14 protein-coding genes are annotated in these 14,814 nt (G+C 65.6%); 1 reads left to right on the plus strand and 13 read right to left on the minus strand.

Translation table 11 applies throughout. From position 1 onward, the window contains the following. Nucleotides 1-214 precede the first annotated feature (214 nt). The 8 genes from cas2 to CHB73_RS09145 form a co-directional block, all read right to left on the minus strand. Nucleotides 215-505 carry a CRISPR-associated endonuclease Cas2 gene (cas2, locus tag CHB73_RS09110; RefSeq protein WP_089274268.1) on the minus strand — a complete coding sequence of 97 codons (291 nt, stop codon included), beginning with the start codon at nucleotides 503-505 and terminating at the stop codon, nucleotides 215-217. Between the two features lie 11 nt (nucleotides 506-516). Next, nucleotides 517-1,548 (minus strand): type I-C CRISPR-associated endonuclease Cas1c, encoded by a 1,032-nt coding sequence (gene cas1c, locus CHB73_RS09115; protein ID WP_089274269.1) that lies wholly within the window; start codon nucleotides 1,546-1,548, stop codon nucleotides 517-519. Continuing rightward, nucleotides 1,545-2,192 carry a CRISPR-associated protein Cas4 gene (cas4, locus tag CHB73_RS09120; RefSeq protein WP_089274270.1) on the minus strand — a complete coding sequence of 216 codons (648 nt, stop codon included), beginning with the start codon at nucleotides 2,190-2,192 and terminating at the stop codon, nucleotides 1,545-1,547. The genes cas1c and cas4 overlap by 4 nt, the downstream gene beginning before the upstream one ends. A 198-nt stretch (nucleotides 2,193-2,390) precedes the next feature. Beyond that, on the minus strand, nucleotides 2,391-3,254 hold the full coding sequence (gene cas7c, locus CHB73_RS09125; protein ID WP_089274271.1) for a type I-C CRISPR-associated protein Cas7/Csd2: 864 nt from the start codon (nucleotides 3,252-3,254) through the stop codon (nucleotides 2,391-2,393). A 3-nt stretch (nucleotides 3,255-3,257) separates the two neighbouring features. After that, the gene (gene cas8c / locus CHB73_RS09130; RefSeq protein WP_089274272.1) at nucleotides 3,258-5,021 is read right to left on the minus strand and encodes a type I-C CRISPR-associated protein Cas8c/Csd1; all 1,764 of its coding nucleotides are present in this window, start codon (nucleotides 5,019-5,021) and stop codon (nucleotides 3,258-3,260) included. After that, complete coding sequence (cas5c, locus tag CHB73_RS09135; protein WP_089274273.1) at nucleotides 5,018-5,713, minus strand: type I-C CRISPR-associated protein Cas5c; 696 nt, start codon at nucleotides 5,711-5,713, stop codon at nucleotides 5,018-5,020. Before cas5c ends, cas8c begins: the two co-directional genes overlap by 4 nt. A gap of 299 nt (nucleotides 5,714-6,012) precedes the next feature. Then, entirely contained in the window at nucleotides 6,013-8,295 is a 2,283-nt protein-coding gene (locus CHB73_RS09140; protein WP_089274274.1) for a CRISPR-associated endonuclease Cas3'', read from the minus strand. 81 nt (nucleotides 8,296-8,376) lie between these two features. Next, nucleotides 8,377-8,700, minus strand: coding sequence for a hypothetical protein (locus CHB73_RS09145; RefSeq protein ID WP_089274275.1), 324 nt, complete (start codon nucleotides 8,698-8,700; stop codon nucleotides 8,377-8,379). A 614-nt stretch (nucleotides 8,701-9,314) separates the two neighbouring features. Here CHB73_RS09145 and CHB73_RS16795 point away from each other — a divergent pair. After that, nucleotides 9,315-9,578 carry a hypothetical protein gene (locus tag CHB73_RS16795; protein WP_089274276.1) on the plus strand — a complete coding sequence of 88 codons (264 nt, stop codon included), beginning with the start codon at nucleotides 9,315-9,317 and terminating at the stop codon, nucleotides 9,576-9,578. 78 nt (nucleotides 9,579-9,656) lie between these two features. Here CHB73_RS16795 and CHB73_RS09155 read toward each other — a convergent pair whose 3' ends face one another. The 5 genes from CHB73_RS09155 to CHB73_RS09175 all read right to left on the minus strand — a co-directional run bounded on the left by CHB73_RS09155 (nucleotide 9,657) and on the right by CHB73_RS09175 (nucleotide 14,756). Then, on the minus strand, nucleotides 9,657-10,475 hold the full coding sequence (locus CHB73_RS09155; protein WP_089274277.1) for a metal ABC transporter permease: 819 nt from the start codon (nucleotides 10,473-10,475) through the stop codon (nucleotides 9,657-9,659). 9 nt (nucleotides 10,476-10,484) lie between these two features. Further along, a complete protein-coding gene (locus CHB73_RS09160) occupies nucleotides 10,485-11,264 on the minus strand; it encodes a metal ABC transporter ATP-binding protein (protein ID WP_089274278.1) in 780 nt (259 codons plus the stop codon). Further along, on the minus strand, nucleotides 11,261-12,142 hold the full coding sequence (locus CHB73_RS09165; RefSeq protein ID WP_089274279.1) for a metal ABC transporter solute-binding protein, Zn/Mn family: 882 nt from the start codon (nucleotides 12,140-12,142) through the stop codon (nucleotides 11,261-11,263). The genes CHB73_RS09160 and CHB73_RS09165 overlap by 4 nt, the downstream gene beginning before the upstream one ends. Then, entirely contained in the window at nucleotides 12,117-12,743 is a 627-nt protein-coding gene (locus tag CHB73_RS09170) for a class I SAM-dependent methyltransferase (RefSeq protein WP_089274280.1), read from the minus strand. The genes CHB73_RS09165 and CHB73_RS09170 overlap by 26 nt, the downstream gene beginning before the upstream one ends. Before the next feature lie 90 nt (nucleotides 12,744-12,833). Further along, nucleotides 12,834-14,756, minus strand: a complete 1,923-nt coding sequence (locus CHB73_RS09175; RefSeq protein WP_089274281.1) for a TonB-dependent receptor — start codon at nucleotides 14,754-14,756, stop codon at nucleotides 12,834-12,836. Nucleotides 14,757-14,814 lie beyond the last annotated feature (58 nt).

Raw genomic sequence — 14,814 nt, forward strand, 5'->3', positions numbered from 1 at the left:
GTTTCAATCCACGCCCCCGCGCGGGGGGCGACTGTACGCTAAAAAGTTGTTGTCCCGCCTTGTTTGGCGAGCCTGATCGCGCGAACCTCAATCTCCATAAGCCAGAAAAATTAGCTGACCGTCAAACCAAATACGCAATATACTGATTTTGTAGCCTAAACGCCCTGCGCGAACCTGCCAGGAAACAGCGGACAACTCCAGGTTCGCGCTCAACTCACACCACCAGCGGCCCTTCCAGGTCGATAGCGGGCTTGGCCCCCACGTGCTCCACCCTTTTGCGCCAATTAGACCCCAGGAAATAGTAGCGTAGACTGTCCTGCGCCGGGTCAATAATCTCCTCCAGCCGTGCGCGCAACCGCGTCCACTGCGCCGGGTCCACAATACACTCGAACACCGAGTACTGCACGCGCTGTCCAAAGTCCTTGCAGGCCTTGGAAACACGCCGCAGCCGCCGCGCACCGTCAGAATCGGACAGGCTTACATCGTAGCTTACCAGAACCATCATGTCGTTCTCTCCTAGCGCCACAAAAAGGCCGGATACCCGTCCAGGTCGCCACGCAGGCGGCGGGCCAAGAGCAGGGCCTGCACATGGCAAAGCAGGCCCAGCTCCAGTTTCTCCTGCAGAAACGGATGCAGTATCTCCTCTTGCTTGCGCTTTTGGTAGGCCACCAGCACCAGCTTGCGGGCCTCGTCGCTGAGCAGCACGGCTCCGCTTTCCTCGTGGCGGAAGTCCCGAGCGCGCAGCTGCCCCAAGTTCATCAGATTTAGCGCTACGCGGTCGGCCAGCACGGGGCGCAGCTCCTCCATCAAATCCAGCGCCAGGCTTTGCCTACCGGGCCTGTCGCGGTGCAAAAAGCCCACAGAAGGATCAAGTCCGACCCCCTCCAGGGCGGAGCGCGCATCGTGCGCGAGCAAGGTATACAGAAACGAAAGCAGGCAGTTCGCCGCATCAAGCGGCGGTCTGCGGCTTCTGCCAGTGAAGCGGAACGCCTTGTCCTGGTTGGTGATGAGCGCGTCGAAAGCTCCGAAATACGCACCTGCGCCTTCGCCCTCGATGCCGCGCAGCTCGTCCAGGCCAGCCGCGCCACGCAGGCGCGACAGGCAGTCCGCAAGCCGCCGGGCCGCGTCCTCCAATGCCTCCACGTCGGTTTTGCCTTCGTGGTCGCGCCGGGCGCGCAACAGCACATGCCGGGCGTTGGCCAGCTTGCCGGTGAGCATATGCTTGGCGATTTCGGTGCATTTCTCTACATCGTCGGCCCAGCGGTACTGTGTGCGCCGCAGCAGCACGTTGCCGCACACCGGGCCGGAAACTCGGGCCAGGAAACGCCCGTTCTCCGAGTGGAAACTGACGCCCACACCGCGTTCCGCGCACAGGTGCAAAAGCTGCGGGCTGCACCAGACCTGGCCGAAGGTGACCAATCCGCCCAGGCCGTGCACCGGCACGCGCAGCAGTACCTCGTCATCGGCCCGCACCAGCACGTTTTCGCCTTCCTTCACCACGCTGGCCCCCTGCCGCGTGACGAAGAGCGTGTTGAGCAGCTTCTTCATGCGTTCTCCTCCGGCCCCAGCACGCTGGCCAGATAGCTCTCCACTCCGCCCCTGCGCGCCGCCGCCCTGGGCTGGCAGAGCGGCAGCAGGGAACAGGCGTCGCACAGGGCGGAATCATAGCGTGCGGGCGGGGTTTCGCCCCGGTCCAGCAGCTCGTGGAAGCGGCGGGCAGCGCCCGCGGTCGTCTCCCGCAGCGACATGTCAAAGGCCACATCCTGACGGCGGCGCGTCTGGCCATAGAACAGCGCGCCCGCATTGATCTCCACCCCCAGCATCTCCTCCAAGCACATGGCCTGGGCGCAGAGCTGCACCCGGTCGGCGTCGCCGTGCTTGGGCCGCCCGCGCTTGTGCTCCACCGGAAAGGGCCGCCATGGGCCGCCGGGCGTGTCCTGGCGGAACTCCACAACATCCGCCACGCCGGAGAGCCCCAGCGCGAGCGAGCGCAGGTGCAGGGAAAAGGCCGTGCGCAGCCCCGGCGCACTATGCCCCCCGCCGCCATGCACGCGCTCATGGGCCAAACGCCCCTCGGCGGTATATCTATTCTCGCCCCACTGCCCTTCCACGTGGATCAGCGCGCACTGGCGCTCGCAGTAGAGCAGGTGCTGCAGACCGGAGAGCGGCAACAGCTCGTCCTCGGAGTACATTGGCGGGCCTCCTTCCAGGGTGGGGCGGGGTTCACGGTTTACGCCGTTTGCCCCGCGCGGGGCAATTTCATATTTGAAGTAGGGCAACTCCCCTTCGTCATTTCAATCCTTGCCCCCGCGCGGGGGGCGACCTCCATACAATGGGACACATAATCCCAATCGCACAGTTTCAATCCAGGCCCCCCGCGCGGTGCTTCGCTAAATCTTCTCCTCCAGCGTCACCCCGGCAGGCAGGGCGGCGGCGTCCACAGTCACGGCGTAATCGCCGTAGCTGCGCGCCGGAATGTCCTTGTCTTTGGTCTTATCGATCTTCACCAGGTCGAAAAGCTTGTGCGCCGGGGCGCTGCCCAGCGCGTTGTCGTGCTTGAACACGATGAGCCTGCGCGCGCTCATCGTGCCGCGCGCCGCGCTGTGGTCGTGGTCGAACATCATGCTCAGCGCCTGCCAGAACAGCTCCAGGTCCGCCTCGGAGAATCCGGTCTGCGCGGCCAGCGGCGCGGAGATGAACCCATTGGCGCGGTACAGGCCATAGGGCACGATGTGCTTGCGGCCCATGGTGCGGTTGTCGCCGGTGTCCGAAGCGTCCTTGGCCGCCTCCACAGCCATGCGGGTAATCGTCACGTCCAGCGGAGTCACAGGCTCCACGGAGCGGGCAAAGGAGAACTGCACCGGCCCGCGCACCTGGCCGCAGTTGTTCTCCTTGGTGCTCATCACCGCGCCAAAGGAGCGCACGTCATAGAAGTTGGCGCACATGAAGTCGCGGCCCAGGCGCACCTTCTCGGCATCGGTCTTGGCCTTGCCTTCCACGGACTGGTAAGCCCCGGCGCGCGTGGCGGAAAGCACGGCCTTCTCCCGAACGTAGATGCAAAAAGGCGATTCCCCGCCCTTGGCCAGCTCCACAAAGTTGCGCACCTTGCGCTTCAGGCACACGTCGGTGATGAGCCCGTGGTTGGTCTCCGGGTCGATGCGCGGCAGGTTGCCCGCGTCCGGGTCACCGTTGGGGTTGCCGTTCTCCACATCGAAAAGCAGCACGAACTCGTAACGGTTCTGAATGGCGCTCATGGTCTATTCCTCCGTGGGGGTGATGTTGGCGGTTTCGGGTGCGGCGTTCTTCTTGCTGGTCCACAGGGCCTTGCGCTGGTGATAGTAGCCCAAGGCGAAACGCCCCTGGTCCTCCAGCGCCAGGTGCGCGGGGAAGTCCTTTTGCGGGTCGATGCCGTCCAGGATGTCCTGGATGCTGTTGTCATAGACGTAGCCGTACTTGAGCTTGGAGACGTGATGTTGGGCCAGGCGCAGCAGAATGGGGAAGGTGGCGCGCGGCGTGGCCGAGGCCGAGCCGAAGTAGCGGTCCTTGATGGTGGCGTTGATTCCGGGGATGGCCTCCTGCTGGAGTTTCTCCAACACGGCGAAGAGACGGCCCAGGCGGTAGGGAACGTTCTTGAACTGTTCGTCGAGGCTCACGAAATCGACCTCCGGGTTTTGCTCGCGTTGGCGGGCGTTGCGCACAATGCAGGCCTTGATGAGGGCGGCGCGGGGATAGGTGACCTCCTGCTCCGCGCGGATGCGCCCCATGACGGCGGAGAGCAGCGCGCCGGGATAGGCCGCGCCGGTGAGGATGGAGCGCATGAGCGCGCCGGAGAGCAGCGGGGAGATGTTGTCCAGCTCCTCCCGCAGGGCCACGGCCTTGAGCAGCAGCCATTGGGGCGGGAAGTCCTGCTCCTTCTCAAAGCGTTTGACGATGCGCAGGTCCGCGAAGTGCTGGCCGATTCTGCGCCACAGCTCCTCCACGGTGCCGGAATGCCAGAAGCGCACGGATAAGCGAGAGGCGTTCGGCGAGAGTCCCAGCGCGTAGAAACGCACCCCGCCTTCGTCCTTCAGCTCGTTGGGCATCTTGCCTTCGCGCACGGCCTCCAGAAACGCGCGCAGGTCGGCCACGTCGCCCTGGTCCTCCCCCTGGCCGTCCCCCTGGCCGAAGATTGCGGGGAACAGGCCCTCGGAGCGGGTGGCCCGCTCGGTCCAGAACACCACGGTGGCGTCGCCGATCTGCACCCTGCGCCCGCCATCTCGGCGCAGCAGATGGTTGAGCGCGGTGGTGTAGTTGAAGGCTGCCTCCTCGCTCACCGGGGCGTTGTAGCTCTGCTGCTTGCCGTAAGAGGCAAAGGCGTCCAGGTTGAATCCGACCAGGGTCGCGCCCTTGCTCTGGGCGCCACGCACACCCTTGAGGTCCGCGTGCAGCCGGGCGATGGGCTGGCCTTCCAGGCCCGTCACCAGACATTGGCCCAGCACCTCGGAGGTCCCGGCGAAGTAGTGCTTGAGCCAAGCCTCGCGCACTTTTGGCCGTTCATGCACGTATTCCCTGCGGCCAGCGAGCCGGAAAACCAGGTTCAGTCCGCTCATCTCCTCCCAGTGGGGCAACTCGGCGGCGCGTTCCGGGCTCCAGGAACCGAGAAAGGCCAGCACGGCGTCCACCCCCTCGTCCTCAACCCCGGAGCAGACCTCGCGCAGCTTCTGGCGGAAGGCCTCGAAGCACTGGGCGCTCCGTTCCGGCTTGCCCTTGGAATCCGCGCCCAGCACATAGCCGGAGTTGTCCCACAAGAAGTTGGGCATGACTGCCACTGTGCGCTTTGCCGCTTCCGGCACCACCAGTTGCCTGGGCACGGGCTTTTTCCCGGAATGGTCGCGCAGGTCCAGCACCTGCTTAAGTTCGCCGTCCGGGCCGAGTTCCAGGGCAAAGGGCACCGGCTGCCTGCTGAAGCCGCGCAGGGGGATGCCGGAGTCCTCGTCCGCCGCCAGCCGTCTGAAATACGCGTCCAGCGCCTGGAGGATCATGCCGCCCCCTTTCCGGTCGCCGGGCCGGCCTGGGCCTTGGGAGGCTCCAGCCAGTCCGGTGTCGGAACTTCGATGACGCCGTCCTTCATGATGGGTCGGAAGAAGCGCGGGGTCATGCCGCCCCCAAAGTCGATGTCGTGCAACATCCAGCCCAGGTCGCGCTCGCCCAGAAGCGACGCGGGGGGCGCGGGGAGGGGCTCCGGCGCGGGTTCGAACATGGCCGGGAACTCCCGGCAACCCAGATAGGGCCTGTGGAAGCACTGGCCCTTGGCCGCGCGGCGCTCGAACATGTCCTTGTGCTTTGCGGTGTTGCGGTCCTCGTCGCCCGCAAAGTCGAAGCGGGCCTCGATGACGTACTCCACATCGCGCAGCACCAGCGCCGCGCGCTGCTGGCGGTCCTCTTCGATGAACGTGGACACGGCGGCGCGCCCATCCTTCATGGCCAGCCGCACATTGCCCAGGGGCAGCTTGCCCGCCAGCTCGTTGCGACGGATGGTGTCGAAGCGGATGGGCCGGAGCACCCGTATCCGCTCCACCACCCAGCGAATGGCTGGCTTCCAGTAGATCGCCTCCAGGACTCCCCTGGCGGCGGAGGGCGTCATCACGTCGTAACTCACGCGCTCCACTTTCATCTCCGGCCGCGTGAAGCAGGCGTAATCGCCCCAGACCCTCAGCCGAATTCCGTAGGACATGGGCACCTCCTTGGGCTGGGTGAAGAGACTTCGGGAGGGTGACAAGGCGTCACACCTCCCTAAGCTCCACAAAACTACTGTTTCAACCCACGGCAGCGTGGCTGCCGACATTGATTATGCTGATGGCGCACGAATCGGAGGTCCATATACCCAGACAATAGCCTGAATACACTTCCCTATCTCGTCAAAACTACTAAATATGAAAACAGCCATGTCCAGAGTCTAGATCATTCCGTTCTGCCTGTCTATATGGTTATGCATGTTTTATTTTTGAAAACGATATTGGTATTCAGAAATTATTAAGAGATCAGATCCTCCGGGACCTGCACTCCCGGCGCGGCCCGGAACAGGTCCAGGCCCACAAGCGGATCGTACAGCCCCATGTTGCTGAGAACGAAGCAATGGCCACCCGGCCCGGCTCCAGTCTGTCCAACTCTGCGGATGGCCCCGGCCCCTTCAAGGGCGGCGAAGTCGCGTTCGTAGAGCGACACGGTGTGGCGCTGCAGCCTGCGCAGCAGCCCGCCCGCACGCTGGCCGGGGGCCAGGGAGTCCAGGGCGCGCACAAGGTCGTTGGCCGCCTTGTCATAGGGTATGATCAGGCCTTGGGTGGGCGTGTCGATGAGCTGAAAGTCGCGCTCGATCTCCCGAAAGGGGAACAGGCATTGCCGCTGCCGCTCGCAGGTGCGGGCCACGATCTTCCTGGCGTCCAGTTGGTCGTCGCCCACGCGCCAGTACAGTTCCCCAAAGTAGTCGCGAACGGCGTCCGGGTGCAGCAGGTCCTTCTCGTGGCGCCCAGCCACGCTGCGTCCCGCCTCGGCGGAACGACGGAAGACGCCACGCGGCAAACCGTTCTCCGGCTCGAACACGAAAACCCGGCCCGGCTGGGGCAGCAGGCCCTCGCGGTTGCAGCGGCCCGCAGCCTGGGCAATGGAGTCAATGCCCGCCTCGGCCCGGTAGACCACCGGGAAGTCCAGGTCCACGCCCGCCTCCACCAGCGTGGTGCTCACCACCCGGCAGGGCCGCTTCTCCTCAAGTGCGTCGCGGACGGCATTCAGCACCTCGGTACGGTGCTGCGGACACATGAGGGCGCTCAAATGGAACACGTCCTCCGGCGACGGCAGGGCGGCGCGCAGGGCCTCGAACACCTCGCGGGCCATGCGCCGGGTGGGCACAATGCACAGGACCTGACGCTCCGCCGCCAGCCGCGCGGCCAAGTCGGCGTCGGTGATGCGCCCAATGCGCCGCACCTCCACACGCCTGAGCGCGGCGTGCAGGCCCTTGGGGTCGTCCATGATCTCGCGCACGCCCGTCAGTCCCCCCTTGAGGCCCTCTTCCTCCCCTTCCCCCGGAGCGCCAAGGGCGGGCTGGGTTGCGGTGCACAGCACCACGCTGGCCCCGTAGCTCTGCGTCAGCTCGCGCAGGCCTTCCAGGCAGGGCCGCAAGTAGGTCAGGGGCAGCATCTGGGCCTCGTCCAGGATGATGACGCTTTGGGCCAGATTGTGCAGCTTGCGGCAGCGTCCGGCACGAGCCGCGAAGAGACTCTCGAAAAACTGGACGGAGGTGGTGACGATGACCGAGGCGTCCCAATTCTCCGTGGCAGGATGCGGGCGGTCGTCATCATCGCCCTCAGCCGGGGCAAGATTGCTGTGGTGCTCGATGACGAATCCGTCGGCATCGCCCTTCTCGTCGGCCAGGGCCTGGCGGAACACCTGGGCGTTCTGCTCGATGATACTGGTGAAAGGAATGACGTAGACCACGCGCCCCAGACCATGGCGCTCGGCGTGGGCCAGGGCGAACGCAAGCGAGGAGAGCGTTTTGCCGCCGCCTGTGGGTACGGTGAGGGAAAACATCCCCGGCGCACGCTCAGAGGCCTTGCGACACTGCTCCAGCACCTGGGCGCGGATACTGCGCACGGGCGTGTCGGCGACGAACCTCGTCAGGTGCACGTCCAGCCGCTGGCGCAGCTCCGTCATTTTGGGATACCTGCGCAGGCCCGCGCGTGCCAGGTCGGCGGGCTCCCCGGCGGCCTCGGCATCCAGTCGGTCGGCGTCCACCAGGCAGGAGAAAAGCATCCGCACAAACAAGGCGGCAGCGAAGCCGACGCCCTTACAGGCCACGTTAAAGGGCAGGTTCTTGGCATCCGGGCGTGGCATGTCCGCATCGGCCCCCAGACAGGCCTCCCATGCGGAATGGTCTTCGATGCGATAAAGCGCCGGATTGAGCCTGCGTTCCAGGCTGCCCGCCCTGTCCGACTGGTTCTCCATTTTGCCGTCGGGAAGCCCGGCATGGTGCCCGGCAATACAGTAGGCCAGAAGTTTGCCGGCTTCGCCCCATTTCTGCACGGCATGGCGGGCCCCTGCCGTGGAATGGTCGGTGCGCACCTCTTCGCCCCGCACGCGGCGCTGAAATACGGTTGAGGCCTTGCCGATGTCGTGCAGCAAGCCACAGGCCGCTCCCCACGACCCTGCGCCAAACCGCTTGGCAAATACCTCGGCCATCGTGGCAACATTTTGCAAATGTTCTCGCAGGCGCTGATTTGGCCGAGCAAGCAGATCGAACGGCACATCCCCTTCCCTCTCCATGGAACCTCCAGCATTTGTTGTTCATGGTGCACAATACTGCGACAAATGGCTTGCAGCGTGAGCCTGGAGGGTCAACTGCCGTTACAACCGGAGGATTCTCGTTGCTTCCTCTGCGACAAAGCGCTTCAGGCTTTCCGGCCCTTCAACCTGCACCCTGACTCCCCGCAGCGCATAGATTTCGGGAAGTTCATGCGCCAGGCCGTCTGGCGCCTTCTGCTCGAAACGATAGCTTGGCGCCTCGCGATCCCAGATTATGGAGGCGTTGGGTCTGTCGCGAAGATATTCCATGTCGCGCTTGAAGGTGGCGCGGAAAACGCCGAGCTCGACCCAAAATACGGCGAGGGGCACAGTCCGGCGTTCGGTGAGGAGGTGGTTGATGTGGCACAGACGTTCGGTGCTGTTCATGTTGATTTGAATACAGCCTAACTCATTCCACCTCAACAGCTATTTCGGCCACGCTGATTCGTTTCCCAAGCTTCTGCCTCCTCACGAGAACAAAACCGTCAGCCGCCATGAAAGACTCAAGCATGACATCCCACTAAATATACGCAATATTACGGTGTACAGAGATAGCATTCGCCTTGGACCACCTGCCCACAGAACTTGCTCACTTCACACGGAATGACCATATTCACCTATTCATGAGCACATTCCCCGCTCACCCCTTCCGCCAGACAGCGTCCCGCCCCTGGCTGGCGCAGTGCACGACGCCCTGCGCCTTGAGGTCATCCAAGACGCGCCGGATGGTCGAATGGCTGATCCCGACGCAAATCTGTTCCAGGTCGGCCCAGCGGGACTCTTCGGGCATCTCGCCCGCTTTTCTTTTGCGCCTTGGACTTGGCCCTGCCCGCTGCGTCTCGCCCCAGCAGCACCCCCGTGCACGTGCGACCAGACGCCAAAACTTGCGAAGTCAGTCGCACGACAAAAAGAATCGTGCGGGCTATACGTCCTGTGCTTCCGGCACTATACGGAAGACAAGAGGCCCCGTTCCCCTTCACCCCCAAACAAGGAGGCACGCCATGAAGGGCGACCACGATCATTCCCACGACCACGCGCACGAGCACACGCATAGCCACGACCACGCGCACTCGCACCCCGGCATCGGGGAGCACAGCCACCCGCACGAACACACCCACAGCCACGACCATCACCACCAGCACGCGCATCCCCACGAGCACGCGCACGGCGAGCAGGACCACGCACACGACCACGGCCACGACCACGGCCCCCACGAGCACGAGCACCCCGGCCACGAGCACGAGGCCCACGACCACAAGCACTAGCACAGCACAACGCCCGGAGGCCCACGGCGCACCTTGCCGCAGGCCTCCGGCGCCTTTGGGCGCGCGGACGTGTCGGCCTTAGCCGCCCCTGCGGCCGCGTTTCGGGGAAAAAGCCGCGCACACCACGAAAAGCGCGCTGGAGGCCAGCACGATGGAGGCCCCGGCGGGCAAGTCCATCTGGTAGGACAAAAACAGCCCCGCCTCGCAGGACACGACCCCGAACAGCGCGGCAAGCAGAAACATGCGCCGCAGGCTGTAGGTGAGCTGGTAGGCCGCAGCCGCCGGATTGATGATCAGGCTGTACACAAGCAGCCCGCCCACGCTGGGCAGGCAGGCGGTCACGGTGACGCCGGTGAAGCACAGAATGGCATAAAAGATGGCCGTGGCGGGAAGCCCGGCCGCCGCCGCGATCTCCCTGTGGCAGGCCACGGCCTGAATCTCCTTGTAGAACAGGCCGAGCGCGGCCACGGCGGCCAGGGTCACCCCGCCCAAGAGCCAGACATCCCTTGCCGAAACCGTGAGGATGTTGCCCCAGAAAAGCCCCAGGGCCTCCGCCTTGGACCCCGGCAGCAGGCCGATGCACAGGATGGCCGCGCCCAGCATGGTGGAAAACACGATGCCCACGGCCGTATCGGGCGAGAAATCGCCCCGGTCGGACATGGGGCCGATGACCGCGGCCGAGGCCAGGCTGAGGACAAGGCTGCCCAGCAGCGGGTCCAGCCCAAGCACCATGGCCAAGAGCCCCCCGGCGAAGGCCGCGTGGGCCAGGCACACCCCGATGAAGGTCAGCCGCATGAGCACGGCGAAGACACCGGCAAGGGAACAGCACACCCCGGCAAACGCCCCGGCAAGCAGCGCATGGCGCATGAACGCGTGTTCGAACAAACCAAAATCCATGGTGATTCCTCAGAAAAGCACCACCGGGCGGTCCTGGTGGGAAAGCACGGTGAAGGGCACGTCGAAAATCGCGGCCAGGCGCTCCGGCTCCAGGGCCTGAGCCGCTGGGCCAAGCCACTGCGGGCGGCCCTGCCGTAAGGCCAGCACGCGGGTGCACAGCACGGGCAGCGAGTTCAGCTCGTGGGTCACCATGACCGTGGTCAGGCCCAGACGCGCGTGGATGTCGCGCACGCATTCCAGAATTTCGCGCTGGGCGCGCCAGTCCAGAGCCGAGGTGGGTTCGTCCAGCAGCAGCACGTCCGGCCGTTGCAACAGCGCGCGCGCAATGGCCGCGCGCTGGGCCTCGCCTCCGGAGCAGCGGCCGATGGGCCGGTCCTGCAAATGCGCAATGCCCACAAGGGTGAGCAGCTCCCTGGCGCGCGCGCGCACCTCCGGCCCAGGGCGGCGCAGCGGCCCAAGCTCCGCGTAGGCCCCCACCATCACGGACTCCAGCACGCTGATGGGCAGCCGGGGGTCCAGGGCGGACATCTGCGGCGCCAGGGCCACGCGGCCCCTGCCGCCCTTGCCGGAACCCGGCACCAGCGCTTGGCCGCCGCCGCACCCCAGCCTTCCTGCCAGCACGGCCAGAAGCGTGCTCTTTCCCGACCCGTTGGGTCCGATGACGCCCAGAAACTCCCCCCGCACAATCTCCAGCAGGGGCACGTCCAGCACCACGCGGCCCTGCCGCAGCACGCGGACATCGCGCAGCAGCGCAGCAGCGCCGCCAGTGTCCGGCATCTCCCGGCTCATCCGCGCGCCTTCATGGCCGCAAGCAGGCGGTCCAGGTTCATCTCCACCGCCCGCTCCCAGGTATCCGCACGCGGGTCCCCGCCAGGGAAGTTGGTCAGCACGGCGTGCCCGGCCCGCAAGTCATCGGCCAGGGCCTTGCCCGAGCCACCCGTGCTCTGCATGTTGTCCACCACCAGCACGGCCTTCCCGGCCTTGGCCTTGGACATCACCTCGGCCAGCTGTCTCGGGTTCATGCCTTCGAAGCGGCCATAGTCCGCCACCACCACGCAGCCCAGCCATTCAAGAAACGGCTTCTGCATGGCGTCGCAGATGACCCGCAGGCCGACGATGCCGCCCTGGGCCGCCCGCGCCTTGACCCTGGCCGCCAGGGCCGCGATGCGCGCCTGGCGCTCGCGGGCGCGCCGCTGCACGTCCTTGGCACCTGCGGCGTCGATCTCCGCGAGCATTGCGGCCAAGGCCGTGGTGGCCTGGGCTTGCCGTTCCGGCAGCATCCAGTTGCCCGGAGCATTGACGGGGCGGACCCGCGCGAAGGTCTCCGGCGCGCTGCGCCGCAAGGCCTGGAGCATGGGCATGTCGCGCTGCCAGTCGTGGATAAGCACGGCCCTCGCGCTGCCCGCGAAGCTCACGTCCGACGCGCGCAAATCCGCATGGCCCGGACAGGCCGAGCCGGGGATCAAGGTCCGGACGCTGACACGCCCCTGCCCCAGGTCGGCCACGATGTCCTCGATCAGCGTGGTGCCCGCCAGCACGCGCGGCAGCTCCGCCGCGCACGCGTGGCGCGTTCCGGCCAAAGCCAGGCACAGGGCGAGGGCCAGGAGCGCCAGCCGGAATGCCCGCGGCAGGGCGGTCGCCTCAAAGCTTGCGCGCGCGGGCTTCATAATAGTTCTCCAGGCTCGTCACCTCCGGAGCCGGGAGCCCGGCCTGCAGGAACAGCTCACGCATGGCTTCGTCGGAAGGCAGGTGGTCGTCGGCCACGGCGGGATGCGTGCCGTGATGCGCGGCCAGCTGCGCGCGGCCGAGCAAATGCGCGATGACGACCGGCCCTCCAGGCCGGGCCACGCGGGCCATTTCGCGCAGGGCCAGAATCTTGTCCGTGAAATGCGGGAAGGCCGCGAAGCAGACCACGGCATCGAAGCTGGCGGAATCAAAGGGCATGTCCAGGGCCGAGGCGCAGACCACAGTGGCGCGGCCGTCCACGCATTTGCGCCGGGCCACCTCCACCATCACGGGCGAGGCGTCGAAGGCGGTGACGCGCCCCTTGGGCCCGATGGCCCGCAGCAAGTACGGAATAAGCGTGCCCGGCCCGGTGCCCATGTCCAGCACGTGGCCGCCCTCGGGCAGGCCAAAGGCCTCCACCATGGGCCAAAGCCTCTGGCGCACGGGGTCGGGGTAGCATTTGTCCTCCCAGCCTTCGGCCCGTTCGTCGAAAAACCGCGCGCGCGTTGCTTCCTTGTCCATTCCAGCGTGACTGGCGTCCATGGTTCCTCCTGCAAAATGCTGAAGGCGAAGGCCCGCGCCGGGGCCTCCGCCAGTGGGTATGCGTGTCGGCAAGCGTCCTGCCGACAGGGGTTAGAAGGTCAGGTTCATGCCCACCGTGGCCCCGATGCCCGGCATGGGATAGTCGGGCCGGGTGCAGTAGTTGCTGTCCGTAAGGTTGTCGCCCGCGATGAACAGCTCGCCGCTTTTCGCGCCCAGGGCCTTGGCGTCGAACAGCCAGGCAAGCTTGGCGTTGAGCAGAAAGTACTGCACCACCTTCAGGCTGTTGGTCGGGGACAGGCTGGCCCGCGTGGTGGTCAGCGCGTACATGGAATCCACGTACTGAGCGTCCACTGACAGCTTGAAATCTTTGAGGAACATCCAATTTCCGCCCGCCGAGGCCGTCCAGTCCGGGGCGTAGGGCAGGTTCTGGGGCGAGTGGGAAAGCCAGGTGAACCCGGTGTACAGCGAAAGCGTGCTGGTGGGCGCCCAGTTGATGTTGCCCTCCACGCCCTGCATCTCGTAGTGGCCGGTGTTCTGCCACACGCCGCCGAAGCCGGAGCGCACGTAGCGGTTGTCGCCGTGCTCCTGGAAGAAGGTCACGTCGGCCTTGAGCTCCTTGGTGAACGTCTGGGCCAGGCCCACTTCCATGTGGTGCATGATCTCGGGCTTGAGTTCACTGCCGTTTCTGCCCTGGGCCAGCACCTCCAGGCCGGGGTAGTTCACGCCCCTGGCGACGGAGAAGTGCGCCTCGGTGTCCTTGTACCCGGCCACGAGGCCCGCGTGGGGCGCCCACTCGCTGCCGAAAATGCTGTTGTCGAAGTAGCGCACGCCGGTGGACGGGATGACGTAGAGGCCGTTCTTGTCGCCAAAGAGCTGGCTTACGGCCATGCGCGGAGAGATGGTGGTGTACTTGTTGGCGAAGTCCGTTGGCGTGGCGCCGTTGTCGTAGTTGACGTTGGAGCGGCCGGTGGCCCGGTCGAAATCCAGGCCGGTCAAGATCTCGCCGCCGTCCCAGAGGGTGAAGGCCTCCTTGGCCTTGATGCCCATGTTGTCGCCGCGCATGGTGGTGTTCTTGGTGTTGCCGCTCTGGTCCTGCCACTTGGCCTCAATGTGGCTCAGGTACAGCTTGATCTCGCCGTTGGCCTTGTCAAAGGCGTTGGACAGGGTGATGGTGCCCAGGCTGTTGGTGGTGCGGTATAACTCGTTGCGCGGGTTGGGGTTCACGTCCGGGCCGGGGTCCGCGGCCTTGTTGTCCGAGCCCAGGGCGAAGGCCCGCACCTGCCAGTTCTTGTTCAGCTCGTAGCCGATGTTGCCGTACACGTCGTTGAGGAAGCCGTAGCTCTTGGCGCGGTGCCCGTCGGAATGGCGGTAGCCCTGGCCGAGGTAGTAATCCAACGCGCCTTCCTTGCCGCCGTGCTCCACGGTCTCCGTGAAGGTGTTGAAGGAGCCGTAGCTGCTCCCGACCTTGGTCTGGTAGCCGTCCTCGGCCATGCGCTTGGGAACGATGTTCACGCCCCCGAATCCGGAGCCCTGTTCAGTGGGCTGCACGCCCTTGATGACCTCGATCTGTCCGGCGGGATCAATGGGCATGAGGTCCATGAGGCCGTGGTTGAACACCGGGTTGCCCAGGTTCACGCCGTCGATGGTGGTCTTGATTTCGCCGCCCGGACGGCCGGAGCCCATGCCGCGGATGAACACCGCTCCGCCCTCGCCGCCGCCAAAGGAACCGATGACGTTGTACCGGGAGATGGTGACGCCAGGCGTGGTGCGCAGAGCGTTGGTCACGTCCTGTGCGTTCAGGTCGTGGATCTGCTCCTGCCCGACCACGGTCTTGACGCCGCCGTAGCGCGAAACCTGGTTGCCCTCGATGACGGGAGAGGCCACAACGACCTCCTCCTTCAGCAGCACCCCGGACTTTTCGTCCCCCGACCCCTGTTCCGCCGCCAGCGCGCCTCCGCACAGGCACAGGGCCATTGCCAGGGCCATGACCCCGCTTCCCGTTCTCCTCTTCATCACTCCCTCCCGTATTCGTCGCCGCCCGTCCTTTCCTCGGCGTCCCCCCTGCACGGGC

It is taken from the genome of Humidesulfovibrio mexicanus, from assembly GCF_900188225.1.
Taxonomy (GTDB): Bacteria; Desulfobacterota; Desulfovibrionia; order Desulfovibrionales; family Desulfovibrionaceae; genus Humidesulfovibrio; species Humidesulfovibrio mexicanus.

Bases quoted from the DNA above. Each gene is read 5' to 3' on its own strand.
- cas2 (WP_089274268.1), bottom strand. From the start codon at position 505: ATGATGGTTCTGGTAAGCTACGATGTAAGCCTGTCCGATTCTGACGGT.
- cas1c (WP_089274269.1), bottom strand. From the start codon at position 1,548: ATGAAGAAGCTGCTCAACACGCTCTTCGTCACGCGGCAGGGGGCCAGC.
- cas4 (WP_089274270.1), bottom strand. From the start codon at position 2,192: ATGTACTCCGAGGACGAGCTGTTGCCGCTCTCCGGTCTGCAGCACCTG.
- cas7c (WP_089274271.1), bottom strand. From the start codon at position 3,254: ATGAGCGCCATTCAGAACCGTTACGAGTTCGTGCTGCTTTTCGATGTG.
- cas8c (WP_089274272.1), bottom strand. From the start codon at position 5,021: ATGATCCTCCAGGCGCTGGACGCGTATTTCAGACGGCTGGCGGCGGAC.
- cas5c (WP_089274273.1), bottom strand. From the start codon at position 5,713: ATGTCCTACGGAATTCGGCTGAGGGTCTGGGGCGATTACGCCTGCTTC.
- CHB73_RS09140 (WP_089274274.1), bottom strand. From the start codon at position 8,295: ATGGAGAGGGAAGGGGATGTGCCGTTCGATCTGCTTGCTCGGCCAAAT.
- CHB73_RS09145 (WP_089274275.1), bottom strand. From the start codon at position 8,700: ATGAACAGCACCGAACGTCTGTGCCACATCAACCACCTCCTCACCGAA.
- CHB73_RS16795 (WP_089274276.1), top strand. From the start codon at position 9,315: ATGAAGGGCGACCACGATCATTCCCACGACCACGCGCACGAGCACACG.
- CHB73_RS09155 (WP_089274277.1), bottom strand. From the start codon at position 10,475: ATGGATTTTGGTTTGTTCGAACACGCGTTCATGCGCCATGCGCTGCTT.
- CHB73_RS09160 (WP_089274278.1), bottom strand. From the start codon at position 11,264: ATGAGCCGGGAGATGCCGGACACTGGCGGCGCTGCTGCGCTGCTGCGC.
- CHB73_RS09165 (WP_089274279.1), bottom strand. From the start codon at position 12,142: ATGAAGCCCGCGCGCGCAAGCTTTGAGGCGACCGCCCTGCCGCGGGCA.
- CHB73_RS09170 (WP_089274280.1), bottom strand. From the start codon at position 12,743: ATGGACGCCAGTCACGCTGGAATGGACAAGGAAGCAACGCGCGCGCGG.
- CHB73_RS09175 (WP_089274281.1), bottom strand. From the start codon at position 14,756: ATGAAGAGGAGAACGGGAAGCGGGGTCATGGCCCTGGCAATGGCCCTG.